This is a genomic window from Acidimangrovimonas sediminis (assembly GCF_002871005.1).
GTDB lineage: Bacteria > Pseudomonadota > Alphaproteobacteria > Rhodobacterales > Rhodobacteraceae > Acidimangrovimonas > Acidimangrovimonas sediminis.
Window position 1 is genome coordinate 1 of sequence record NZ_PHSN01000021.1, and the last position, 24677, is coordinate 24677.

25 protein-coding genes and 1 riboswitch are annotated in these 24677 nt (G+C 68.1%); of the genes, 5 read left to right on the forward strand and 20 right to left on the reverse strand.

What is annotated here, in order from left to right:
* Positions 1-25: 25 nt before the first annotated feature.
* The gene (locus CVV76_RS18205; RefSeq protein ID WP_102226117.1) at positions 26-2290 is read right to left on the reverse strand and encodes an adenosylcobalamin-dependent ribonucleoside-diphosphate reductase; all 2265 of its coding nucleotides are present in this window, start codon (positions 2288-2290) and stop codon (positions 26-28) included.
* Between the two features lie 261 nt (positions 2291-2551).
* Here CVV76_RS18205 and CVV76_RS18210 point away from each other — a divergent pair, with 261 nt between their 5' ends.
* Positions 2552-2983: a DUF1489 family protein gene (locus tag CVV76_RS18210; protein WP_102226118.1), complete on the forward strand. Its 432-nt coding sequence runs from the start codon at positions 2552-2554 to the stop codon at positions 2981-2983.
* Between the two features lie 87 nt (positions 2984-3070).
* On the opposite strand, the gene CVV76_RS18215 is transcribed toward CVV76_RS18210, so the two are convergent.
* From CVV76_RS18215 to miaB, 18 genes are all read right to left on the reverse strand, one after another.
* Positions 3071-3421 carry a LapA family protein gene (locus tag CVV76_RS18215; protein WP_102226119.1) on the reverse strand — a complete coding sequence of 117 codons (351 nt, stop codon included), beginning with the start codon at positions 3419-3421 and terminating at the stop codon, positions 3071-3073.
* 4 nt (positions 3422-3425) lie between these two features.
* Positions 3426-3716, reverse strand: coding sequence for an integration host factor subunit beta (gene ihfB, locus CVV76_RS18220; RefSeq protein WP_102226120.1), 291 nt, complete (start codon positions 3714-3716; stop codon positions 3426-3428).
* A 503-nt stretch (positions 3717-4219) separates the two neighbouring features.
* A complete protein-coding gene (gene rpsA, locus CVV76_RS18225) occupies positions 4220-5899 on the reverse strand; it encodes a 30S ribosomal protein S1 (protein ID WP_102226121.1) in 1680 nt (559 codons plus the stop codon).
* A gap of 290 nt (positions 5900-6189) precedes the next feature.
* A complete protein-coding gene (locus CVV76_RS18230; RefSeq protein WP_102226122.1) occupies positions 6190-6810 on the reverse strand; it encodes a hypothetical protein in 621 nt (206 codons plus the stop codon).
* A gap of 119 nt (positions 6811-6929) precedes the next feature.
* Positions 6930-7163, reverse strand: coding sequence for a hypothetical protein (locus tag CVV76_RS18235; protein WP_102226123.1), 234 nt, complete (start codon positions 7161-7163; stop codon positions 6930-6932).
* 351 nt (positions 7164-7514) lie between these two features.
* Entirely contained in the window at positions 7515-8114 is a 600-nt protein-coding gene (locus CVV76_RS18240) for a (d)CMP kinase (RefSeq protein WP_102226124.1), read from the reverse strand.
* A gap of 117 nt (positions 8115-8231) precedes the next feature.
* The gene (gene aroA, locus CVV76_RS18245; RefSeq protein ID WP_102226125.1) at positions 8232-9581 is read right to left on the reverse strand and encodes a 3-phosphoshikimate 1-carboxyvinyltransferase; all 1350 of its coding nucleotides are present in this window, start codon (positions 9579-9581) and stop codon (positions 8232-8234) included.
* A 153-nt stretch (positions 9582-9734) separates the two neighbouring features.
* Positions 9735-10457 carry a tRNA (guanine(46)-N(7))-methyltransferase TrmB gene (trmB, locus tag CVV76_RS18250; RefSeq protein WP_102226126.1) on the reverse strand — a complete coding sequence of 241 codons (723 nt, stop codon included), beginning with the start codon at positions 10455-10457 and terminating at the stop codon, positions 9735-9737.
* 61 nt (positions 10458-10518) lie between these two features.
* On the reverse strand, positions 10519-10944 hold the full coding sequence (locus tag CVV76_RS18255) for a GFA family protein (protein WP_102226127.1): 426 nt from the start codon (positions 10942-10944) through the stop codon (positions 10519-10521).
* Positions 10945-10992: 48 nt separating this feature from the next.
* Complete coding sequence (queF, locus tag CVV76_RS18260; RefSeq protein ID WP_102226128.1) at positions 10993-11457, reverse strand: preQ(1) synthase; 465 nt, start codon at positions 11455-11457, stop codon at positions 10993-10995.
* Between the two features lie 4 nt (positions 11458-11461).
* Positions 11462-12628, reverse strand: coding sequence for a methionine adenosyltransferase (gene metK, locus CVV76_RS18265; RefSeq protein ID WP_102226129.1), 1167 nt, complete (start codon positions 12626-12628; stop codon positions 11462-11464).
* A gap of 5 nt (positions 12629-12633) precedes the next feature.
* Positions 12634-12682: riboswitch (SAM-SAH riboswitch) on the reverse strand.
* A gap of 191 nt (positions 12683-12873) precedes the next feature.
* Positions 12874-14406: an apolipoprotein N-acyltransferase gene (lnt, locus tag CVV76_RS18270; RefSeq protein WP_102226130.1), complete on the reverse strand. Its 1533-nt coding sequence runs from the start codon at positions 14404-14406 to the stop codon at positions 12874-12876.
* Positions 14407-15369 carry a transporter associated domain-containing protein gene (locus CVV76_RS18275; protein WP_102226131.1) on the reverse strand — a complete coding sequence of 321 codons (963 nt, stop codon included), beginning with the start codon at positions 15367-15369 and terminating at the stop codon, positions 14407-14409.
* A gap of 125 nt (positions 15370-15494) precedes the next feature.
* The gene (gene ybeY, locus CVV76_RS18280) at positions 15495-16031 is read right to left on the reverse strand and encodes an rRNA maturation RNase YbeY (RefSeq protein ID WP_233193015.1); all 537 of its coding nucleotides are present in this window, start codon (positions 16029-16031) and stop codon (positions 15495-15497) included.
* A gap of 186 nt (positions 16032-16217) precedes the next feature.
* Positions 16218-17234, reverse strand: coding sequence for a PhoH family protein (locus tag CVV76_RS18285; protein WP_102226132.1), 1017 nt, complete (start codon positions 17232-17234; stop codon positions 16218-16220).
* A gap of 378 nt (positions 17235-17612) precedes the next feature.
* Positions 17613-17957: a hypothetical protein gene (locus CVV76_RS18290; protein ID WP_102226133.1), complete on the reverse strand. Its 345-nt coding sequence runs from the start codon at positions 17955-17957 to the stop codon at positions 17613-17615.
* 11 nt (positions 17958-17968) lie between these two features.
* Positions 17969-18619: an OmpA family protein gene (locus CVV76_RS18295; protein WP_408607892.1), complete on the reverse strand. Its 651-nt coding sequence runs from the start codon at positions 18617-18619 to the stop codon at positions 17969-17971.
* A 231-nt stretch (positions 18620-18850) separates the two neighbouring features.
* Positions 18851-20185: a tRNA (N6-isopentenyl adenosine(37)-C2)-methylthiotransferase MiaB gene (gene miaB / locus CVV76_RS18300; RefSeq protein ID WP_102226134.1), complete on the reverse strand. Its 1335-nt coding sequence runs from the start codon at positions 20183-20185 to the stop codon at positions 18851-18853.
* Positions 20186-20487: 302 nt separating this feature from the next.
* Here miaB and CVV76_RS18305 point away from each other — a divergent pair, with 302 nt between their 5' ends.
* Together CVV76_RS18305 and CVV76_RS18310 are read left to right on the forward strand one after the other, a co-directional pair.
* A complete protein-coding gene (locus CVV76_RS18305) occupies positions 20488-21357 on the forward strand; it encodes a hypothetical protein (RefSeq protein ID WP_102226135.1) in 870 nt (289 codons plus the stop codon).
* Positions 21348-21851 (forward strand): GNAT family N-acetyltransferase, encoded by a 504-nt coding sequence (locus CVV76_RS18310; RefSeq protein ID WP_233193016.1) that lies wholly within the window; start codon positions 21348-21350, stop codon positions 21849-21851. Before CVV76_RS18305 ends, CVV76_RS18310 begins: the two co-directional genes overlap by 10 nt.
* Before the next feature lie 101 nt (positions 21852-21952).
* On the opposite strand, the gene irrA is transcribed toward CVV76_RS18310, so the two are convergent.
* Positions 21953-22411, reverse strand: coding sequence for an iron response transcriptional regulator IrrA (irrA, locus tag CVV76_RS18315; RefSeq protein ID WP_233193017.1), 459 nt, complete (start codon positions 22409-22411; stop codon positions 21953-21955).
* Between the two features lie 485 nt (positions 22412-22896).
* On the opposite strand from irrA, the gene fabA reads away from it, so the two are divergent.
* Together fabA and fabB are read left to right on the forward strand one after the other, a co-directional pair.
* Positions 22897-23406, forward strand: coding sequence for a bifunctional 3-hydroxydecanoyl-ACP dehydratase/trans-2-decenoyl-ACP isomerase (gene fabA, locus CVV76_RS18320; protein ID WP_102226137.1), 510 nt, complete (start codon positions 22897-22899; stop codon positions 23404-23406).
* Positions 23407-23434: 28 nt separating this feature from the next.
* Entirely contained in the window at positions 23435-24664 is a 1230-nt protein-coding gene (fabB, locus tag CVV76_RS18325; RefSeq protein WP_102226138.1) for a beta-ketoacyl-ACP synthase I, read from the forward strand.
* Positions 24665-24677: the final 13 nt, after the last annotated feature.

Here is a 24677-nt window from a genome sequence, read left to right on the forward strand (position 1 = left end):
AACAAAACGCCCAGCTCAACCCTCATCACCCGCACTTCGAATACCCGCAGCTCGCGCAGGTCATGCAGCCTTCCACCATCCGCATGTCGTAGCTGCCGCAGGAGGAGCAGGCCGGGCCGCGTGGGCGGTCGCCGACGGCCATGACCTCGGCCTGCGGGTCGGACTTGAGGCCCATCCCTTCGCCCTCAATGAAGCCGATCGAGATCAGGTGACCCTCGATCACACCGCCGATCGCCGCCAGGATCGACGGGATGTACTTGCCCGTCATCCAGGCGCCGCCACGGGGGTCGAAGACCGCCTTCAGCTCCTCGACCACGAAACTCACGTCGCCGCCGCGCCGGAACACCGCCGAGATCATCCGCGTCAGCGCGACGGTCCAGGCATAATGCTCCATGTTCTTCGAGTTGATGAACACCTCGAAGGGCCGCCGGTGGCCGGCGATGATGATGTCGTTGATCGTGATGTAGATCGCGTGCTCCGACCCCGGCCACTTGAGCTTGTAGGTGTTGCCCTCCAGCGAATGCGGACGGTCGAGCGGATCGGACAGGTAGACCACATCGGCGCCCTCGTCGGCCTCGGGGGCGGCCTCGGTCTTCTCCGACACCGACAGGACCGACCCGGTCACGTCGTTCGGGCGGTAGGTCGTGCAGCCCTTGCAGCCGGTCTCGTAGGCCTCGAGGTAGACCTCCTTGAACGCCTCGAAGGAGATATCCTCGGGGCAGTTGATCGTCTTCGAGATCGAGGAATCGATCCACTTCTGCGCCGCGGCCTGCATGCGGACGTGATCCATCGGCGCCAGCGTCTGGGCGTTGACGAAATGCTCGGGCAGGGGGGCGTCGCCCTTCAGGTCGCGCCACATCTGCACGGCGTAATCGACCACCTCTTCCTCGGTCCGGCTGCCGTCCTTCTGCAGCACCTTGCGGGTGTAGGCATAGGCAAAGACCGGCTCGATCCCCGACGACACGTTGCCGGCGTAGAGCGAGATCGTCCCCGTCGGCGCGATCGAGGTCAGCAGGGCGTTGCGGATGCCGTGCTCGGCGATCGCCGCGCGCACGTCGTCATCCATCTGCAGCATGTTGCCGGTGGCTAGGTACTTGTCGGCATCGAACAGCGCAAAGGCGCCCTTCTCCTTCGCCAACTCGACCGAGGCGAGGTACGAGGCGCGCGCGATGCGCTTCATCCACTCCTCGGTCTTGGCGGCCGCCTCGGGGGAGCCATAGCGCAGGCCGACCATCAGCAGGGCATCGGCAAGGCCGGTGACGCCAAGGCCGATGCGGCGCTTGTTGGCGGCTTCCTCGGCCTGCTGGGGCAGGGGGAAGTTGGACGCATCGACCACGTTGTCCATCATCCGGATCGCCATGGTCACCAGATCGTCCAGCACCTTGTCGTCGATCCCGGCGCCGTCCTCGAACGGCTGCGTCACCAGCCGCGCAAGGTTGATCGAGCCCAGCAGGCAGGCGCCATAGGGCGGCAGAGGCTGCTCGCCGCAGGGGTTGGTGGCGGCGATCGTCTCGGCATAGGACAGGTTGTTCATCTTGTTGATGCGGTCGATGAAGATCACGCCCGGCTCGGCATAATCGTAGGTCGAGCGCATGATCTTGTTCCACAGGTCTCGGGCCTCGACCGTGTGGTAGACCTTGTCGCCGAAGGTCAGCTCCCACGGGCCGTCGGCCTTCACCGCCTCCATGAAGGCGTCGGTCACCAGCACCGACAGGTTGAACATCCGCAGGCGCGCGGGGTCGCGCTTGGCCTCGATGAAGGCCTCGATATCGGGGTGGTCGCAGCGCATCGTCGCCATCATCGCGCCGCGGCGCGAGCCGGCGGACATGATGGTGCGGCACATCGCATCCCAGACATCCATGAAGCTGAGCGGGCCGGAGGCATCGGCCGCCACGCCCTTCACCTCGGCCCCGCGCGGCCGGATGGTCGAGAAGTCATATCCGATGCCGCCGCCCTGCTGCATGGTCAGCGCGGCCTCCTTCAGCATGTCGAAGATGCCGGCCATGGTGTCGGGGATGGTTCCCATGACGAAGCAGTTGAACAACGTAACCGCCCGGCCGGTGCCGGCGCCCGCGGTGATGCGGCCCGCGGGCAGGTACTTGAAGTCTTCGAGCGCGTGGTAGAACCGCTCCTCCCAGGTTGCCGGATCCGCCTCCACCGAGGCGAGAGAGCGGGCGATGCGGCGCCAGCTATCCTCGACCGTCGCGTCGATCGGCTGCCCGGCCTCGTCCTTGAAACGGTATTTCATGTCCCAGATCTGCTCGGCAATGGGGGCGGAGAAACGGGTCATCGGGGCATCCTTGGGCTGACAGGTCGGGGAGGGGGCTGGTTCCGGCGCCGTCTCCGGCGCAAGGACATTCAAGATAAGCCCGGTATCCGCCGGGGTCAACGCAAGGTGTAGGTGTCTGGGGCAGTTTTGCGCATCCTCCCGGCGTTCCCTTTCCGGGGCCGGCGACACGGCGCCGCCGCGCCTCGGCGCCCCCGATGCCAGCGCGGTCCACGCATTGCCCTTGCCCGCGGCGCGCTATATCGAAGGCCGAGGGGTGTGGTAATGGCCGAATACGTCAATCTTCTGAAACTCTGCGTTGGCGCCGAGGCGGTCGAGGACCTGCTCGACTGGCAGGCACGGCGCATGGCCGAGAACCCGGGCCAGCCGCTCGCACATGTCACCCGAATGTGGCCCAAGCGCGAGGCCGAGGTGTTGGCGGGCGGATCGCTCTACTGGGTGTTCAAGGGCACGATTGGCGCGCGGCAGCGCATCACGGGGCTCGAGGAACGCATCGGCGCCGACGGCATCCGCCGCTGCGCCCTCGTGCTCGACCCGCAGGTGATCCGCACCGCCCCGGCACCGCGGCGCCCGTTCCAGGGCTGGCGCTACCTCGATCCGGCGGATGCCCCGCGCGACCTGCCCGCGATGCGCGCCGCCGACGACGACCTGCCCCCCGAACTCGCCGCAGCGCTGGCCGAACTCGGCCTGCGCTGAATCGCCCCTTCATTGTTCTTCAAATACGCGAAATCCGACGCAGCCATCTGCGCCGTGATCCGTCAGGTCGCCTCCGTCAGGGGCGCCTCAGGCGGCCGGCTTGTCCTTCTCGATCAGCGCGAGAACCTCGTCCTTCTCGGTCGGCTTCAGCTTCTCGACCTCGCGGCTGAGCTGCTTCGCCTGCCTGGTCGAGCGCGCGGCGACCTTGCGGTGCTTGTGCTCGCGCAGCCATTCCCAGACGAAGCCGAGGAACACTCCCACCGCCACCGCCGCGAAGATCACGAGGTAGAGCGGAACCCCGACCTGCCAGTTGCGCCCGACGTAGGGGACGAACTCTCCGGGCAGCAGCTGCAGGCTTACCATGCCGCGGTTCGCCGAGGCGATCAGCAGCAGGCACAGCCCGATCAGGACGAGGACGAGATAGCGGACATAGCGCATGGGTTCAGTCGGTTTCCTTGCCGTTCAGCCTGTCGCGTAGCAGCTTGCCGGTCTTGAAGAAAGGTACCGACTTCTCATCCACGTCGACGGCCTCTCCGGTGCGCGGGTTGCGGCCGGTCCGCGCACCGCGTTCCTTGACCGAAAACGCGCCGAACCCGCGAAGCTCGACCCGGTCGCCCCGGGCGAGCGCCGAGATGATCTCCTCGAAGATCGTGTTCACGATCTTTTCGACGTCGCGCTGGTAGAGATGCTGATTGTCGTCGGCGATCTTCTGAATCAGTTCAGAACGGATCATTCTATATCCCCCTGTGGGCCTCTCCGGGCTCAGGCTCTTCACGCCACTTGTTGTGCCCTGACTATAGGCAGAAATTGCACGGGGACAAACCGAAAAGCCCTTGGAATGGCGCGGTTTTCCACAGTGGGAGCGGGCACGATGATGTCATTCCGCGCCGCCCGGGCGCCCGCCGCCCCGGTTTCGCCCACCCGCCCGCGCTGCCCCGCCACGCCACGAACATCGCGCAGAGGATGATTCGCCTGTCACCGATTGCCTGGCCGAAGGGCGCCTGCGGCGCGCGCCCTGGCGGTCGCCGGGGGCGCTGCCCCCGGACCCCCGGGATATTTCCGCTCAGAAGAAGAGAAGGATGTGCCTTCTTCTGAGCGGAAATATCCCACGGGGGTGCGGGGGTGTGAAACCCCCGCGGTACGGTGGGCGGAGAGGTGGGGCGTTTCCTGAAACGGGAACGGCCCCGCGCGGGATGCGCGGGGCCGTCCTGTGTCGTGCCGGAAAATTGCCCGGTCTCAGCGATCGCCTTTGAGCGCGGCGCCAAGGATGTCGCCCAGCGAGGCGCCCGAGTCGGACGAGCCGTACTGTTCCACGGCTTCCTTCTCTTCGGCGATCTCGCGCGCCTTGATCGAGAGGCCGAGGCGGCGGGTCTTCGAGTCCACGTTGGTCACGCGCACATCGACGTGATCGCCGACCTGGAAGCGCTCGGGGCGCTGCTCCGAACGGTCGCGCGACAGGTCCGAGCGGCGGATGAACGACTTCATGCCGTTGTATTCCACCTCGATCCCGCCATCCTCGATCGCCGTCACGGTGACGGTGATGATCGAGCCGCGCTTCACGCCGTCGACCGCATCGGTGAACGTGTCGTCGCCGAGCGCCTTGATCGAGAGCGAGATACGCTCCTTGTCGGTGTCGACTTCGGTAACGACCGCCTTGACGATGTCGCCCTTGCGGTAGTTCTGGATCGCCTCTTCGCCGCGCTGATCCCAGCTCAGGTCGGAGAGGTGCACCATGCCGTCGATGTCGTTGTCGAGACCCACGAACAGACCGAATTCGGTGATGTTCTTGACCTCGCCCTCGATCTGCGTGCCCGACGGATGCGATTCCGCGAACAGCTCCCACGGGTTGCGCATGGTCTGCTTGAGACCCAGCGAAACGCGGCGCTTGGCGCTGTCGATTTCCAGGACCATGACGTCGACTTCCTGGCTCGTCGAAACGATCTTGCCGGGGTGGACGTTCTTCTTGGTCCAGGACATCTCGGACACGTGGACGAGGCCCTCGACACCCGGCTCCAGCTCGACGAATGCGCCGTAGTCGGTGATGTTGGTGACCCGGCCCTTGTGCACGGTGCCGATCGGGTAGTTGCCCTCGACCGCGTCCCACGGATCCGCCTGCAGCTGCTTCATGCCAAGCGAGATGCGGTGGGTTTCCTTGTTGATCTTGATGACCTGGACCTTCACGGTCTCGCCGATCGACAGGATCTCGGACGGGTGGTTCACGCGGCGCCACGCCATGTCGGTGACGTGCAGCAGGCCGTCAACGCCGCCCAGGTCGACGAACGCACCGTATTCGGTGATGTTCTTGACGACGCCTTCGACGGTCTGGCCTTCGCTGAGGTTCGCGATGACCTCGGCGCGCTGTTCGGCGCGGCTTTCTTCCAGGATGGCGCGGCGCGAGACAACGATGTTGCCGCGGCGACGGTCCATCTTGAGGATCTGGAACGGCTGCTTCATGCCCATGAGCGGGCCGGCGTCGCGCACGGGGCGGACATCGACCTGCGACCCGGGAAGGAAGGCCACGGCGCCGCCGAGATCGACGGTGAAGCCGCCCTTGACGCGGCCGAAGATGGCGCCTTCGACGCGGTCCTCGTTGGCGTAGGCTTTTTCCAGGCGATCCCAGGCTTCTTCGCGGCGGGCCTTGTCACGGCTGATGACAGCCTCGCCACGGGCGTTCTCGACGCGGTCGAGGTAGACCTCGACTTCATCGCCGACTTCGATCTCGGGCGCTTCGCCCGGGTTCGCGAATTCCTTGAGGTCGACGCGGCCTTCCATCTTGTAGCCGACGTCGATGATGGCCTGACCCGCCTCGATGGCGATGACCCGGCCTTTGACAACCGAACCTTCGTCCGGCGTGTCGATCTCGAAGCTTTCTTGCAGGAGGGCTTCGAATTCCTCCATGGACGCTTTGGCGCTCATCAGTGTTCAGTTTCCTTTTGCGTTGTTGCTGGCCGGGCGGTTGGCTCCGCCGGTCTCTTGTGAATGCCCTTGGGGCGGGAGGACCGGACAAACGACAAAGGGCCGGAGTGTGGTTCCGACCCTGCCCGCATGTCCTTCGTGGCGTTCTCGCCTTCTTGACGGGGGCGTCTATACGCAGATTCCGCCCGCGAAGCAAGGGGAGAAGGGGCCATGGCCGTTCCGGAACCCGCATCAGGGCCACGTCGGACCCCACCACGCCACCGCGCGGGAGCGAAGCGGGCGCCGGCGGGCTAGCCGCAGACCCGGGTGTTGGTGTGATAGCGTGGCACCGGGCCGGGCGCGCCCGGATCGTCGGGATCGCCCGCGACCGGGGGCAGGGCGCGCGGCACAGGTGCGCCGGGCCGGGCAGGGGGGCTGTGCAGCAACGAGTTCGGCTCGAGGCGGTAGTCCTGGCAGATCACCTGCGCCCGCGCGCCTGCCGCAGCCTCGGTCATTGTGGCAGCGCCGCGCAGGTCGACGATCTGGCCGGATTTCCGCCCGAACCCCGTGACCCCGAAGAACAGCGGTGCGGGCAGGCGCCGCCACGTCGTGCCCGGACCGAAGAGCTTTTCCCTGCCAAGCCAGCTGCCGGGCCCCGACGCGAAGGACAGGGTCAGATCGCCCTTCGGCACGAGGATGCGGAACATCTTTCCGGCCCGGAGGTAGGCGCCCATCACCGCCTTGCCCTCTCGGTCGGTGAGGGTGAGGTAAAGGTCGCGCCCCGGGCTGGTCTTCACCACCAGCGGAAAGACCGCCGGCAGGCCAGCATGGTTCCACAAGACGCCCGGCAGAGGGCGCACCGGTACCTCTGCCCGCGCGGTGGAAGGCGCGACGAGTGCCGGCAGCGCCAGCAAAAGAAGGACCGAGAGCATACGCGACATGAGACTGAAGATGGGCCCGCCCGGCGCAATGTCCAGCCGGGCCCGGCCGCGGGGAAGGGTCCACGGGGAAGAGGCCACGGGGTGAGGGGGGCCTCGGCCCCCCTGCGGGATCAACGCAACAGCGGATAGTTCGGCGGCGGCGGTGGCGGCGGCTCGTAGGGCAGCCCCATATCCCGCCGCAAGTGCTCGCTCAGGACGGGGGGCGCGTGTTGCCGCCGCCGGATCAGCGCGACCAGCGCCGCACGCAGCACCTTGCCGGCGCCGTGTTGCGCGATGACGAGGTCGAGCGGCACCGGCCGTTGGGGGATCGGTTCACGGGGAGAATTCGGAAAGCTGACGATCATTTCATGCAGACCGGCGCCGATGGCGGCCGACTCCTCTGGAAGGGGATCCGCCGCACGCGGGCAAGGGAATACCCCCGCCTTGGCACGCAGGATCGGTGGTGGTTGAGATGTAGAAGGGGAGGGCCCGTCAGGCCCCTGACGGATCGGAACTTACCGGTGGGCGCCCAGGCGCTTGCCATCGTCCGATCGGCGCATGCCGGTAAAGGCGTTATAAGTCGAAATCATATGACGCCTCCATCTCATGCGTTGCCAGTAAGTGCACTAAGCATGTTCCGGGCGAGTCGCCCAGAGCGCCCATGTCATGGATCAACTATTGTGACAGTTGCGCCACATTGCCCTGCAGGGCAGCGCTCAGCCGAGCGCCCGTGCCACCTCGGCGCAGGCGGCCCTGACCGCGTCCTCGACGCTCAGCTCGGAGGTATCCAGCAGATGCGCATCCGCGGCCGGCCTCAGCGGCGCGTCCGCGCGGTTCATGTCGCGCTCGTCGCGCTCTTGCACCTCGGCCAGCACGGCGTCATAGGGCTTCGGCGCATCCTCCCCGCCCAGCTCCAGCCATCGCCGCCGCGCCCTGACCTCGGCCGAGGCGGTGACGAACAGCTTCACGTCGGCGCCAGGGCAGATCACCGTACCGATGTCGCGCCCGTCCAGGACGGCGCCGCCCTCGCGGCGGGCAAAGTCGCGCTGGAACGCCACCAGCGCCTTGCGCACCTCGGGGATCGCCGCCACCCGGCTCGCCGCCTGGCCCGCCTCCAGCGACCTGAGGCCCTCTCGGTCGAGGTCAGCGGGGCAAAGCGCGCGCGCCGCCGCCACCGGATCACCCCCCATCGCCCCCACCGCACGGTAGAGCAAGCCGGTATCGAGATGGGCCAGGCCGAAGCGCTCGGCCACCGCCCGGCTGATCGTGCCCTTGCCCGCCGCCGCCGGCCCGTCGATCGCCACCGTGAAGATCATCCGCCTGTTCCCTCTGGCTGTCGCGCGGTCGCCTCCGGCGGAAGTATCTTGACCGGGATGAAGGGGCGCTTCCGTCTTCATCTTGGCTCCAATACTCCCGCGCGGCGCGCGTCCGCCCTATCCGTTCGTCCGGACGATGGGGGCGCCGAGCCCGGTCATCAACCCCTCGAACACCGGGAAGGAGGTGGCGATCGGCGCACCGTCATCCACGCTCACCGGGTTCCGCGCGGCCAGCCCGAGAACGAGGAAGCTCATCGCGATGCGGTGGTCGAGGTGGCTGGCGCAGGTGGCCCCGCCCGGCACGCCGCCGGCGCCCAACCCATGGACGATCAGTGTGTCCTCGTCCTCCTCGATGCGCACGCCGCAGGCCTCAAGGCCACGCGCCATGGCGTCGATCCGGTCGCTTTCCTTCACGCGCAGCTCCTTGACCCCGCGCATCACCGTGGTGCCCTCGGCGCAGGCGGCCACGACCGAGAGTACCGGGAATTCGTCGATCATCGAGGCGGCGCGTTCGGGCGGCACCTCGACGCCCTTCAGCGCCGAGAAGCGCACCCGGAGGTCGGCCACCGGCTCGCCGCCTTCCTCGCGCGGGTCCTCGAAGGTGATGTCGGCGCCCATCTCCACCAGCGTGGTATAAAGACCGTTGCGCGTGGGGTTCTGGCTGACCCCGGGCACCAGGATCTCGCTGCCCTCGACGATCAGCGCGGCGCAGACCGGGAAGGCGGCCGAGGAGGGGTCGCGCGGCACGGCCACGGTCTGGGGCCGCAGCTCGGGCTGGCCGGTCAGGGTGATGATCCGGCCTTCGGGCGCGTCCTCGACCGCGATCTCGGCGCCGAAGCCGCGCAGCATCCGCTCGGAATGGTCCCGCGTCGCTTCGCGCTCGATCACGACGGTCCGGCCCGGCGCATTCAACCCCGCCAGAAGCACCGCCGATTTCACCTGCGCGCTGGGAACCGGCGTCGCATAGCGCACCGGCACCGGGCTTTCCGCGCCGACGATGGTCATCGGCAACCGCCCGCCCGCGCGCCCGTAGGCCCGCGCGCCGAACAGCGCCAGCGGATCCGTCACCCGCCCCATCGGCCGCTTCGACAGGCTCGCGTCGCCGGTGAAGGTGGCGGTGATCGGCGTCGTCGCCATCGCCCCCATGATCAGCCGCACGCCGGTGCCCGAATTGCCGCAGTCGATCACCGCCGCAGGCTCGGCGAAACCGCCGACCCCCACGCCATGCACCGACCACGCACCCGCCCCAGTGCGCGTGACCTCGGCCCCGAAGGCGCGCATCGCCTTGGCGGTATCGAGCACGTCCTCGCCTTCCAGCAGGCCAGAGACGCGGGTCTCGCCCACCGCCATCGCGCCGAGGATCAGGGCGCGATGGCTGATCGACTTGTCGCCCGGCACCTCGGCCACGCCCGACAGCGGGCCGGATCGGCGGGAACTCATCGGGATCGGGGTATCGTGACCGGACATGGGCGCTCCTTCCTCGTTCGCTGGCGTGATAGCGCAGGGCAGCCGGGCCGTCCATTCGCCTCTCGCAGATGCCCCGCCCGCGATGGCGCGCCCCTGCCTCTTCTTCTGAGCGAAAATATCCCGGGGGTCCGGGGGCTGGCCCCCGGCCCGTCCTCAGACCCTGCGGAACGTCAGGTAATGCGGCACCCGGCCTTCGCGCAGCGCCTTCTGCTCATAGCGGGTGGAGATCCAGTCCCCCCAGGCCACGCCGCCCTCCTCGACCAGTTCGAACCCGGCAGGCGGCACCTCTTCCAGCGTCTGGCGGACGTAGTCGGGGATGTCGGTGGCCACGCGGAATTCCGCGCCGGGCGCAAGCACGCGGTGCAGCGGCTCGAGGTGCTCGGGCGTCACGAACCGGCGCCGGTGGTGGCGCGCCTTGGGCCAGGGGTCGGGGTAGTTCAGGAAAGCCTTGGCGATCGACCCGTCCGGCAGCACGTCGAACAGATCGCGCACGTCGCCCGGATGGACCGAGACGTTCTCCACCCCGGCGCGGCGGATCTTGCCCAGAAGCATCGCCACGCCGTTGATGAAGGGCTCACACCCCAGGATGCCTATGTCGGGGTAGGCGGCGGCCATGTGCACCATGTGCTCGCCCCCGCCAAAGCCCACCTCCAGCCAGACCGGCTTGCCGCCGAACAGCTTGCCGAGGTCGAGCGGCCTGCGCTCGGGGTTCTCGTCGAACTCCACCGCGCCGGGCGACAGGGCGCGCAGGTCCTCGTCGAGATACCCCCGCTGGCTGTCGCGCAGGGTCTTGCCATGGCGGCGGCCATAGAAGTTGCGCCACGGCCGTTCAGGCGTGGCCTCGGAAGCGGGGCTTTCGGGCGGTGTGTCGGTCATGGCGCGGCGTATGGACCGGCCACGGGCGCGCCGTCAAGGGATTGGCGTCGGGGGAGGGACGTCAGTCGTTGGGGATATACCGCAGAACGCCCGCGATCCGCGTGCCCGCCCCGGTATCAGAGGGATGCGAGACACCGTCCGTCACCTCGACCTCGGGGAAGTCGAAGGGGCTGACGCCCTCGATGCAGGCCACGTTGATCCCGAATTGCGTCGGGTCCGAGCGGCGCTGGTGGTGGGTATAGATCCCGCAGGTCTTGCAGAAGTAATGCTTCGCCGTCTTGCTGCCGAACTGGTAGAGGGTGAGGTTCTCCTCCCCCTGCACGATCTCCAGATCGGCGAGCTTCGCCGAGACTGCGATCGCGCCGCGCATCCGGCAGTAAGAGCAGGTGCAGCGGCGGATCGTGTTGAAGCCGTCGGCCAGCCGGACCCGCAGTTTCACCGTGCCGCAATGGCACGACACGTCATGGTGCGGGGTCTCGGTGGTCATCGGTGTGTCTCCCTGGAGGTCGGGCGCGCTTCAACGCACCCCGCGATTTCACCCCCGGCCGCGATAGCCCGGCACGCCCTGGTCGGGGATCCAGACGCCCTCGGGCGGGGTGCCGGTTTGCCAGAAGACGTCGATCGGGATGCCGCCGCGCGGGTACCAATAGGCGCCGATGCGCAGCCAGCGGGGCGCCAGCAGATCGACCAGCCGGGTCGCGATCTGCATCGTGCAATCCTCGTGGAACGAGCCGTGGTTGCGGAACGAGGTCAGGAACAGCTTGAGCGATTTGGATTCCACCAGCCACTCGCCCGGCACGTAGTCGATCACGATATGGGCAAAGTCCGGCTGCCCCGTCATCGGGCAGAGCGAGGTGAATTCCGGCGCGGTGAAGCGTACCACGTAATCCTGCCCCGAATGACCTGAAGGCACGCGCTCGAGCACGGCCTCCTCGGGGGTTGCCGGGGCCTCGACCGAGGCCCCGAGCTGGGTCAGGCCGGATACATCCGTCCCGGCCATCGGCTTACACCGCCGCTTTCAGCGCGTCGACGAGGTCGGTCTTCTCCCACGAGAAACCGCCGTCGGCATCGGGCACGCGGCCGAAGTGGCCATAGGCCGAGGTGCGCGAGTAGATCGGCTTGTTCAGCTCCAGATGCGTGCGGATGCCGCGCGGGCTGAGGTCCATCACCTGACGCAGCGCGGTCTCGATCTTGCCTTCGTCCACCGTGCCGGTGCCGTAGGTGTCGACATAGACCGACAGCGGCTTGGCCACGCCGATGGCATAGGACAGCTGCAGCGTGCAGCGCTTGGCCAGGCCCGCCGCGACGACGTTCTTGGCAAGGTAGCGCGCCGCATAGGCGGCCGAGCGGTCCACCTTGGTCGGATCCTTGCCCGAGAAGGCGCCGCCGCCGTGGGGCGCGGCCCCGCCGTAGGTGTCGACGATGATCTTGCGGCCGGTCAGGCCCGCGTCACCGTCCGGCCCGCCGATCACGAACTTGCCCGTGGGGTTCACGTGCCATTCGGTCGCGTCGGTGATCCAGCCCTCGGGCAGAACCTCGAGGATGAAGGGGTTCACCAGCTGGCGCACGTCGTCCGAGGTCATCGAGGCGTCGAGGTGCTGGGTCGAGAGCACGAGCGAGGTGATCTCCTTCGGCACGCCGCCCTCGTAGCGGATCGACAGCTGCGACTTGGCGTCGGGGCCAAGCTGCGGCGCCTCGCCGGATTTGCGCGCGTCCGTCAGGCGGCGCAGGATCTTGTGGGCATACTGGATCGGCGCCGGCATCAGCGCCTCGGTCTCGTCGGTGGCATAGCCGAACATGATGCCCTGGTCGCCGGCACCTTCATCCTTGTTGTCGGCCGCGTCGACGCCCTGGGCGATGTCGGCCGATTGGGCGTGCAGGTAGCTGTCGACCTTGAGGTTGGCCCAGTGAAATCCGTCCTGCTCGTATCCGATGTCCTTGACGCAGTCGCGGGCGATGTCCTCGACGCGTTCGATGACGCTGCCGGGGCCGCGCACCTCGCCGCCGATCACCACGCGGTCGGTGGTGGCGAAGGTCTCGCAGGCGACGCGCGAATGGGGATCCTCGGCCAGGAAGGCGTCGAGAACGGCATCCGAAATGCGGTCGCAGACCTTGTCAGGGTGCCCCTCGGAAACGGATTCCGAGGTGAAGATATAGTCGAGTCTGGACATTAAAGTGCTCCATTGGGGTTTCGCCGCCACGCCAGGAAGCCGTTGTGACGGTCAGTGGAGCATGGCTAGACCCCTGATCGGGCAGGGTCAACGACATTCGTGTTCTGTTCGCAACGGGTGGGCCGATGTGCCACGTCGACTGCCCGGAAACCCGGCAGCAGGTCGGGCGCGGCGCGCCGGGATCCGCCAGGGGATCGGCCAGCTTCCGACGGGCCGCGCCTCTCACGGACCGCGCCAGGATCGTTTCAAGTGGCCCGTTGCCCGCGCCGCCCGATCAGCGCGACCCCCGCGAGACCGGCAAGGATCAGCCAGAGCACCGGCCAGTCGCCCCAGCGGGTATAGGGCGGCGGGGCGAGCGCGCCGGGCACCGATGCCTCGATCATGCCCTGAGTGTTCAGCGGCAGCGATTTCAGCACGCGGCCGTAGGGGTCGATCACCGCCGTGACCCCGGTGTTGGCGGCGCGCAGGAAGGGCAGACCCTCCTCGATCGCGCGCAGGCGGGTCTGGGCGAGGTGCTGGTAGGGGCCCGCGAAGTTGCCGAACCAGGCATCGTTCGTCACCTGCAGGATCCAGTCGGCCCGTCCCGGCGCGTTCAGCAGGTCGGCGGGAAAGATCGCCTCGTAGCAGATCAGCGGCAGCACCTTGCCGATCTTCGGCCCGAGGTCGAGCACCGCGGGGCCGGATCCCGGGGTGTAGCCGTTGCCCTCCTGCGCGGCGAAGGCGCTCACGCCCACCTTCGCTAGCAGGTCGCCGTAGGGGACGTATTCGCCGAAGGGGACGAGGTGATGCTTGTCGTAGATCGCCTCGATATCGCCCTTGTGGTCCATCACGGCGAGGCTGTTGTAATACCGTTGCCCCGCGCCGCGCTGCACGCCGAAGGCCACCGGCACGCCCTGCGCGGCCTCGGCGATCATGTCGAGGCCGGCGCCGGGGTCGTTCAGAAGGAACGGCGCCGAGGTCTCGGGCCAGACGATCAGGTCCAGCGGTGGCCGGCCCTTGGCGACGGGCGCGGCGGTGGCCTTCAGAAGGCGCTCCCAGAAGACGTATTGCATCTTCGGGTTCCATTTCTGCGACTGGGTGGCGTTGGGCTGGATCAGCCGCACCTCGATCGGTGTCGCGCGCGGGGGGATCGGCTGGCTTACCCGCCAGGCGCCGAAGCCCGCGACCGCCACCAGCCCCACCGCGGAAACCGCCGTACCGCGCACCCGCCCCAGCGCGGCGGGCAGCGCGGCGGCCAGCGTGGTCATCAGCGACAGGCCCACCGGCCCGAGGAAGATATCCGCCTGCGCAAGCCAGGTGCCCACCCAGACATGCCCGACCAATGCCCAGGGCAAGCCGGTGAAAAGGTAGGTGCGCAGCAGGTCCGTTCCCGCCAGCGCAAGTGCGAAGCCGATCGCCCGGCCCGCCGCACCGCGCCCCAGCCAGCGCCCGACACCCGCCGCCAGCGCCCAGAAAAGCGCCATGCCGAAGCTCAGGAACAGCCAGGCGAAGGGCGCCATCCAGAGGTCGCGCGCGGGGTCCACCAGGAACGGATCGACGATCCAGTACATCGCGGTGCCGAACATGCCGGCACCGGCGAACCAACCGATCCATACTGCCCGAGCGACCGACGGGGCCCGCGCGACCCACGCCGTCAGCAGCGCAAGCGCAGCGAGGGTGGCCCACCAGAACCCCAGCGGGGCCTGCCCCAGCGCGGCCAGCGCGCCAAGCGCAGCCGCGCCGAGAAGGGCGCGGCCCGCGGGGCGCGCCGGCGCCTTCAACACCTCGGGTAGACGCATTCAGCCGCCCTTCGCCGCCATCTTCTCGGGTTCCGACGTCTCGGCGGCTCCGGCCCCGGCCGCGGGATGCGGCACCGGCGCGCGCGAGGTGCCGGGCAGACGGATCCGAAGCCGCTTGATACGGCGCGGGTCGGCATCGACCACCTCGAATTCCACCCCGCTCTCGTGGCGGATCACCTCGCCCCGGGCAGGCACGCGGCCGCACATCAGGAAGACGAGGCCGCCCAGCGTGTCGACCTCTTCCTCCTCCTCGCCCTCGACGCCGAGGTCGACGCCGGTCTCGGCCTCGAAATCGGCGAGCGGGGCGCGGGCCTGGGCGATGTAGACACCCGGTTTCTCGGCCTGCCAGAAGGCGTCGGACGCCTCGTCGTGTTCATCCTCGATCTCGCCGATCACCGTCTCGATCAGGTCCTCGATCGTTACCAGACCGTCGACGCCGCCGTATTCGTCGATCACGAGAGCCATGTGCACCCGCTCCTTCTGCATCTTCTGCAGCAGAACGCCCACGGGCATCGAGGGCGGCGCATAAAGCACGGGGCGAAGCAGCTTGCGCAGGCTGAACCGCCCGCCGCCATTGCCGAAACCGTAGGTCAGCGCGAGGTCCTTGAGCAGCACGAGGCCCAGCGGCTTGTCGAGCGTGCCCTTGTAGACCGGAAGGCGGGAATAGCCGTGTTCGCGGAACACCTCGACCAGCTCTTCCTTGCCGATCTCGACGGGAACGGCCGCGATCTCGGCCTTGGGGATGGCGACGTCGTCGACCCGCATCCGGCGCAGGTTCGAAATGCCGAAGGTCACCGGCTGGGACGTGGTGCCCTGCGCGGGGCCGTGATCGGCCTCCGGCTCGGTACTCGTATCACTCGGGGAGAGGACGGAGAACAGGCGGCTGAAAAAGCCCGGCTGTTCGGTCTGGTCCAGGTCCTGCGCGCGTTGCGCTGCCCTAGATCCCTCGCTGCTACTGTCCATCGTTCCTTTCCAACTGGTCTCTGTCCGTCTCGATCCGTCCCGCCGCGCGCCCTGCCGGGCATGGTGCCCGCGAAGATGGCGCCGGCGAAGGCGGCTCCTGCCTGGGCGCGCGCCGCCGCGTGACCCTAGCCGGTCCCATATGGGTCCGCGATGCCCAGGGTTGCAAGTATCGCGACTTCACGACCTTCCATCAACGCCGCATCTTCGTCGTCGACGTGATCGTACCCCAGAAGATGCAAGGTTGCGTGAACGACGAGATGGGTGACGTGATCGGCCATCGGCTTTCCCTGCTCAAGCGCCTCGCGCGCGCAGGTCTCCCAGGCGATCGCCATGTCCCCCAGCTCCAGCGTGCCGAAGACGTCGGGCGCGGGCAGGGCGGGGACGGTGCCCGGGGCCTCGGCCGCGCGCTCCTCCGCGGGCCAGGACAGCACGTTCGTAGGCGTGGGCTTGTCCCGGAATTCGGCGTTCAGGCCAGCAATTCGCGCGTCATCGCAGGCGAGCAGGGTGGCCTCCGCCTCCTCGGCGTCGAGGCCGACCGCGGCAAGGGTCGCCGCGACCGCCGGACCCGCAAGCGCCGCAAGGCCGAAGTCTTCCCAGCGGGAATCCTCGAACGCGATGTCGAGCATCGCCTGCCCGGAATACTCTGCGATCTGGTCCATCATGCCCGGCTATCCTGCGTCATGGGCGCCGCGATACACCGCCGACCGCCCGGTCGCGAGGGAAATCCGCGTCCGAGCAGGCCCGGAGGCGGCGGGATCGGCGGCCCGGCGCCGACCGTCCAACCTGTTCGACCCGCCCCGATCTTCCGGCCCGCCCCGGGGCATGCTGCCGCGGGGCGGGGACACGGGTCAGGCCTCGGCTTTCTCATAGGCCTCGATGATGCGGGCGACCAGCGGGTGGCGCACCACGTCCTTCGAGGTGAAATAGTTGAAGGTCACGCCCTTCACGCCGTTCAGGATCCGCTCCGCCTCGGCCAGCCCCGAGGCCATGCCGCGCGGGAGGTCGACCTGGGTGCGGTCGCCGGTGATCACCATGCGGCTGCCTTCGCCCAGACGCGTGAGGAACATCTTCATCTGCATCGAGGTGGCGTTCTGCGCCTCGTCCAGCACGACGAAGGCGTTCGACAGCGTCCGCCCCCGCATGAAGGCCAGCGGCGCGATCTCGATCTGCTTTTCCTCGAGCATCTTCTGCACCTGCTTGGCGGGCAGGAAGTCGTTCAGCGCGTCGTAGAGCGGCTGCATGTAGGGATCGACCTTCTCCTTCATGTCGCCGGGCAGAAAGCCCAGACGCTCGCCCGCCTCGACGGCCGGGCGCGACAGAAGGATCTTGTCGACATGCCCGCCGATCAGCATCGAGACGCCTACCGCGACGGCGAGATAGGTCTTGCCCGTGCCAGCAGGCCCGATGCCGAAGCCCAGCTCGTTGGCGTAGAGCGCCTTGACATAGGCCTTCTGCGCCTCGGTCCGGGGCTCGACGATCTTCTTGCGGGTCCGGATCTCGACCCGGCCACCCTGGAACATCTCCAGCTGGCTGTCGCCGCCTTCGGCCTTCGGGGCGTCGAACATCGAATCGCCCATGCGGATCTCGGCGTCGATATCGCCCGCCTCCACCGTGCGCCCGGCCTCGAGCCGCGCGTAAAGCGCGCGCAGCACCACCGAGGCCTGCGTGCGGGCGGCGCCGGGGCCGATCACGGCGAGCTGGTTGCCCCGCCGAACGATCTGGATGGCGAGGCGATGCTCGATCTGCGCCAGATTGCGGTCGAACTCACCGCACAGGCCGATCAGCAGGCGATTGTCGGGGAACTCCAGAAGCGTTTCCTGAACGTCTTCCGGAACGGTCGGGGGGTGCAGCGCGCTGATGCCCAACAAGGTCTCCTCTCGCTCGGGCCGGGGCGTCCGGCCCGTACAGGTATGGTGGGGCCGACGGGGTGATGACGCAAGTGGTAGTTGGCAAAATTGACGAGGCTGTAACACATCCGGCGCAGGATTGCGCAACGACGGGATTTTTCCGCCCAAGAGGGGGGCCGAAGACGGACCGGCACCGCCTCTCTCCGGCCCGAGATAGCGCGCCCGTCGCCCGGGGCGAGTCGCCCGCCGCCGCGCGCGCCAAATTCCTTCGAAGGAATTTGCAAAACTCTTGGAAGAGTTTTGGCGCTCCAATGCGAACGCCCGGGCGCGGGGCCCGGGCGTCGTGATGGTCTGGTGCTGACGGCCCCGTTGGGGAGGGGCGCTCTGAGCGCCGGCTCAGCGCGTGTAGGTCACCCGCTCGTTCGCGCGGGTCGGGTCCGAGATGTCCTCGCCCGCCTTGAACGGGCCGGTGGCGACGTTCGGCGGCGCAATGCCCGAACAGACCGGCTTGCCGTACTTGTCGAGCCGCGCCGAGAGGTAGCCCTCGACGCCATCGTCGATGATCCAGTGATCGCAGCCGGTCGGGTCGACCCAGATCCCGGCTTTCAGCTGGCTCAGGTGCTTGTGGCCGATCCAGCCGCGGTCGACGCCCTTGTCCTGCGGCATGGCGACGGTTTCGTCGCAGGCCGACAGCACGGCGGGGACGGCAAGCAGGGCGAGAAGTTTGATCGCGTTCTTCATGTCCTGTCCCCTCAGCGGATGCATTGAATTTCGACGCGGCGGTTCAGCTGCATGTTGTGTGCCGAGGTGTTGGGCACCAGGGGCTCACGCTCACCGTACCAGCGCACCGTCGCGATCCGCGCACCGACCGAGCGGGCGACCGTCGCCACCGCCTCGGCCCGGCGCTTGGACAGGCCCATGTTGTAGGCATCCGAGGCACGGCTGTCGGTGTGGCCGTTGATATTGTAGGAGAAGGCATTGGCCTGGGTGAAGAACTGCTGCAACTTGCGCCGACCCTCGGCCGAGATGCGCGAGCTGTCGGTGGCGAACAGCTGGTCGCTGTTGATCACCGCGCAGGTGTTGGTGCGGTGGCAGACCGGCTTGCCGTCGCGGGTCAGCCGGATGTCCATGTAGCCCTCGGCGCCGTCGTCCATCGCCCAGTGCTCGCACCCGTCGGGATCGATCCAGATCGTCGGGATGTAGATCTCCCCGGTCCGGGTCTCGGGCTTGGCGGCAACGGTGCTGCGCGCGCCCGGTGCCGGCATGCCCTTGCCGGAGGGGTTGAACGGACCCGGCGTGCCGCCGGCCACCGCCGCACCGCCGGAAACGGCCAAGGCGACGGCGGCGCATGCCGCAGCCGTCGCGAGCCCGGCCAGGCCGAAACGAAGTCTTCTGGTAATCATAGCTGCCACGCCCCCTACACTCATCAGCCACACACACTCACCCTGATATGTTGGCCGGCGAAATCGTCACACACTCAATATACTCAAGTCTAGCAAAATTAGGGGTATCTCGGAAGAAGATTCACCAAATATTGTGTCTCCACGCGGGACACTGGTCGGCTCGCGCGGCGATTGTCGAGGCTGGGCGGAAGAACTCGCCTCTGGGGTGAATTGCCACGCTTTACGCGAGGATCAGGCGCCAAGCCATTCGCCGGCAAGGGAATTCGGATTCGAGGCGGTGATTCTCACGCGACCGAGAGCTCCGGGGCGGGCATCGGGGTGGCTGAGCGCGACCGCATGCAGGTGGCCCGACTTGCCCACCATCTGGCCCGGCAGGCGGCCCGGTTTCTCGATCAGCACCTCGACCTCGCGCCCGACCATCGCGGTCTGCGCGGCGCGCTGCTGCTCGGTCAGAAGGGCCTGCAGCCGCTGCAGCCGCTCATCGGCCACCTCGGCTGCCACCGGGGCGCGTTCCGCCGCGGGCGTGCCCGGCCGCGAGGAATACTTGAACGAGAATGCGGCGCCGTAGCCCACCGCCCGGATCAGATCCATCGTGGCCTCGAAATCCTCATCCGTCTCGCCCGGGAACCCCACGATGAAATCCGAGGTCAGCAGGATGTCGGGCCGCGCCGCGCGGATCTTCTCGACCAGCCGCAGGTAGGCCTCGGCCGTGTGCTTGCGGTTCATCGCCTTGAGGATCCGGTCGCTGCCCGATTGCACCGGCAGGTGCAGGTAGGGCATCAGCTTGGGCTCCTCGCCATGGGCGGCGATCAGGGCCTCGTCCATGTCGTTCGGATGTGAGGTGGTGTAGCGGATCCGCGCCAGCCCCTCGATCCGCGCGAGGTCCCGCACCAGCCCGCCGAGGCCGCCGTCGTGGCCGTGATAGGCGTTGACGTTCTGGCCCAGCAGCGTGATCTCGCGCACGCCGCGGTCGACCAGCGCGCGCGCTTCGGTCAGGATCCGCTCCGCCGGGCGCGAGACCTCGGCGCCCCGGGTGTAGGGGACGACGCAGAAGGCGCAGAACTTGTCGCAGCCCTCCTGCACCGTCAGAAAGGCCGTGGGACCGCGCTTGGGCAGGTCCCGGGTCGGCAGGTGGTCGAACTTGTCCTCGGCCGGGAAATCGGTGTCGACGGATTTCCGCCCTTCGCCTGCGGCCTTCGCCATCGCCGGCAGGCGGTGATAGCTCTGCGGTCCGACGACCAGGTCGACGAGCGGCATCCGCTCGAGGATCTCCGCCCCCTCGGCCTGCGCCACGCAGCCGGCGACGCCGATCTTCAGGTCGGGTTTGGCGGCCTTCAGCGGGCGCAGGCGGCCCAGGTCGGAATAGACCTTCTCGGCCGCCTTCTCGCGGATGTGACAGGTGTTGAGGAGCACCATGTCGGCCTCTTCCGCCACTTCGGTCGTGACATAGCCCTCCGCCCCCATGGCTTCGGCCATGCGCTCGCTGTCGTAGACGTTCATCTGGCAACCGTAGGTCTTGATGAACAGCTTCTTGGGCTTGCTGTCGGTCTGGGGCTGATCGGTCATCGCACCGCTCCTGGGGCCGCGCCGGGCCGTCACATGGAATTGCAGCCGGCGTCGTAGCGCAACGGGCGCCCCGGTGCAATCTTCGGCAGGAATTGGGGCGGGAACTGCGGGGCAGCGGGGGCTGCCGGACGGGAGCGTGGCACAGGCGCCGTGGCGCAGGGGCAACCCCGGGCAGGGAGGCTGCGACCGGCGCTCGTCGGGGGGGAGGTAGGCGCCGAAACGACCTCTACGCCCCTTGCAATACACTCCGCCTTCACCGACCCTGCCCGACAACGGAAAACGGGCAGGGCAGGAGCGGCGGCGTGGATTACGCGGGGCTGGACGATTTCTTTCTCAAGGGCAGGGACGCGCTGTCCGCCGGCCCGGTCGCGCTGGTCTTCGCCGAGGACCGGATCGAGGTGAACTCCTGTGTCCGCCACAACCTCGACGCGGGCTTCGAGGAGGTGCTGGTATTCTGCCCCGAAGGCGTCGACTTCGCGCTGAAGATCTCGGGCAAGGTGCACCGCATCCCCTACGACGTCTACGGCGAGGGGGCGCTGGTCGCGGCGGTGAACCGGGTGATCGAGCAGGCGCCGGGCATCTGGCTGTACTATTGCTACAACGCCGAGTACCTGTTCCACCCGTTCTGCGAGACCCGTAACATCCGCGAGATGCTGGCCTTCCACACCGAGGAGCGGCGTGACGCGGTGCTGACCTATGTCGTCGACCTCTACGCCGGCGACCTCGGGCGCCATCACAACGCCGTCTCTCTCGAGGAGGCGATGATGGACAGGACCGGCTATTACGCGCTCGCGCGCCGCGACCCGGGGCGGCGCGGAGAGCCGAAGGAACGCCAGCTCGACTTCTTCGGCGGCCTGCGCTGGCGGTTCGAGGAACACATTCCCAAGGCGCGGCGCAAGATCGACCGGATCGCGCTGTTCCGGGCGAAGAAGGGGTTGCACCTGCGCCCCGACCACACCTTCGACGACGAGGAATACAATACCTACGCCTGCCCCTGGCACCACAACATCACCGCGGCGATCGCCTCGTTCCGCACCGCCAAGGCGCTCAAGACCAACCCGGGGTCGACCTTCGACATCCCCACCTTCCGGTGGCACAACTCGATCCCGTTCCAGTGGCATTCCAAGCAGCTGATGGACCTTGGGCTGATGGAGCCGGGCCAGTGGTTCTAGACCCGCAGGACCTGACGATCCGCCCCGCTGCGCCCGCCGACCTGGGCGACATGGCGGCCCTGCTGAACGCGATCGTCCGCGCCGGCGGCACCACGGCTATCACCGACGAACTGACGCCCGAGGCGCTGGGCCGGTGGTTCCTGCACCCGCCCGAGGCGCTGTTCTGCCACGTGGCCCTTGCCGCCGAGGGCACGCTGGCGGGGTTCCAGTCGGTCGGCCGCGGCCACGACCTGCCCGAAGGCTGGGGCGACATGGCGACCTTCGCGCGCCGCGGCAGCACCCGGCGCGGCATCGGCGGCGCACTTTTCGCTGCCACCCGCGCCCGGGCCGTGGCCGAGGGGCTCATAGGTCTCAACGCCACGATCCGCGCCGACAACGTGGGGGGCCTTGCCTATTACAGCCGCATGGGGTTCGCGGACTTCGACATCACCCCCGCCGCCCCGCTCGGCGATGGAACGAGGGTCGACAGGATCCACAAGCGCCTGACACTGTGACGCGCGCCGCCAAGCCCGCCCTTCATCTTGGCGAAAATACTCCACAGGGGCGCGGGCGTGTGCCCCCCTTGCGGGCACCACGTCAGCCGAACGCGCCGTGCTCAGGCCTTGCGCAGCCGGATCACCACGTCGACATGGCTGACCACGGTGCCGTCCGGCGCCTCGGGCAGGCCCTCGATGCGCAGGTTGTCGGCCGGGGCGTCGCTCAGGCGGTTCTCGTCTTCCCAGTAGAAATGCGGATGGTCGTCGGTCCGGGTGTCGAAATGGCTCTTGGTGCCGTCGACCGTGATCTCGTTCATCAGCCCCGCGCGGCAGAAGGCGCGCAGCGTGTTGTAGACCGTGGCCAGCGACACTTTCTCGCCCGCAGCGCGGGCGGCGTCGTACAGGCTTTCCGCGGTCACATGGCGGTTCTTGCCGTCTCCGATGAGCAGCGCGGCCAGCGACAGACGCTGCCGCGTCGGGCGCAATCCCGCCCCGGACAGCCAGTCGGCCCCGCGCTCATGTGCCCGGTGTGCAGCCTCCGTCGCGGCGCCTGCGGCCCGGGTGACGGTCTCGACCATGACGTCTCGCCTTTCCTTCATGACCCCGTACTATAGGGGGCGGACCGGCAGGGATTCAAACGAAAACGTCGTGATGCTCCGCCGGTGGCTCCACCACGCGCCTCTCCCGCCGCCTCCGGGAGCCGGGCGGTTGCGCGCCCCGGTGCCCGCCCGGCGGCGGCGCGAAAACCCGGCGTGGGCCCGCCGGCGGCGCGCCCGAGATCCGGCGGCGGTCGCGCCATGACGCGGCCATGACGCGGCCATGCCTGCCGCTCTCCGCCGATCTCCCCGGGGGGGTGCCGTGCCGCGCTCGCGGCCGCTGTGGTAGGGCCGGGAGGGGCGCGTCTGGCGGCCTGAAGCTGCCGCGGAACCTGCGTCTCCACGGCGCCGCGCCCTTGCATGACTTCGGAAACGGGTGGTAGAGGGGTCGGAAGGACCGAGAACCGCGCCGCACATCCGCAGGCCGGCATCGGCTCCGACAGGGGCACCAGAGGGGGCAGGGCCGTATGCCGAACTATCCGACCAGCTTCGACCGCGAAGCGCTTCTCGCCTGCGCGCGGGGGGAGCTTTTCGGCCCGGGCAATGCACAGCTGCCCGAGCCGCCGATGCTGATGATGGACCGGATCACCGATATCTCGTCGGACGGGGGGGCGCATGGCAAGGGCCATGTGGTCGCCGAATTCGACATCCACCCGGACCTGTGGTTCTTCGGCTGTCACTTCCCGGGCAACCCTATCATGCCCGGCTGCCTCGGCCTCGACGGGCTGTGGCAACTTACCGGATTCAACCTGGGGTGGCGCGGCTGGCAGGGCCGCGGCTATGCCCTCGGCGTGGGCGAGGTCAAGCTGACAGGCATGGTCCGCCCCGACCGCAAGATGCTGACCTACAAGGTCGACTTCACCAAGGCCGTACAGACGCGGCGCCTGACCATGGGCGTCGCCGACGGGATCGTCGAGGCCGACGGTGATGTGATCTACCAGGTCAAGGACATGAAGGTCGCGCTCTCCGAGAGCTGACCCCAACGTATAGATGAGGAGGCCGAACATGCGCCGCGTCGTCGTCACCGGGCTGGGGATCGTCTCGCCCATCGGAAACAATGCAACCGAAGTGGAGGCCAGCCTCCGCGCCGGCCGCTCGGGGATCGTCTTCGCCGAGGATTATGCCGAGCATGGCTTCCGCAGCCGCGTGAAGGGCCAACCCCAGATCGACGTGTCCGAGCACATCGACAAGCGCAACCTGCGCTTCATGGGCGACGGGGCGGCCTACAACTTCATCGCGATGGAGCAGGCGATCGCCGATGCCGGGCTCGAGGAAACCGACGTCTCGAACGAGCGTTCGGGCCTGATCATGGGCTCGGGCGGTCCGTCCACCTCGAACTTCTTCCAGGCGCACCAGACGGTGATCGAGAAGGGCAGCCCCAAGCGGATGGGCCCGTTCATGGTCACGCGCTGCATGTCGTCGACGAACTCGGCCTGCCTGGCCACGCCGTTCAAGATCAAGGGCGTGAACTATTCCATCACCTCGGCCTGCTCGACCTCGGCCCATTGCATCGGCAACGGGGTGGAGCTGATCCAGATGGGCAAGCAGGACATCGTCTTCGCCGGCGGCGGCGAGGAACTGGACTGGACGCTCAGCTGCCTGTTCGACGCGATGGGCGCGATGTCGTCGAAATACAACGACACCCCCGGCAGCGCCTCGCGCCCCTATGACGCCACCCGCGACGGCTTCGTCATCGCCGGCGGCGGCGGTGTGCTGGTGCTCGAGGAATACGAGCACGCCAAGGCCCGCGGCGCGAAGATCTATGCCGAGGTCACCGGCTACGGCGCCACCTCTGACGGCTACGACATGGTCGCGCCCTCGGGCGAGGGCGGCGAGCGCGCGATGCGCCTTGCCGTGTCGACGCTGGGCGAGGGCCGCAAGGTCGATTACATCAACGCGCACGGCACCTCGACCCCGGTGGGCGACATCGGCGAGGTGCAGGCAGTGCGCCGCATCTTCGGCGAGGGGACGACGCCGCCGATCAGCTCCACCAAGTCGTTGACCGGCCATTCGCTGGGGGCCACCGGCGTGCACGAGGCAATCTATTCGCTTCTGATGATGCAGGGCAATTTCATCGCGGCGTCCGCCAATGTGACCGAGCTGGACCCGGCGCTGAAACCGGAAGAGATCGTGACCACCCTGCGTGAGGGGGTGGCGCTGGATACCGTGCTTTCCAACAGCTTCGGCTTCGGCGGCACCAATGCTTCGCTGATGTTCAGCAAGCTCAAGGATTGAAGGGACAAGGTCA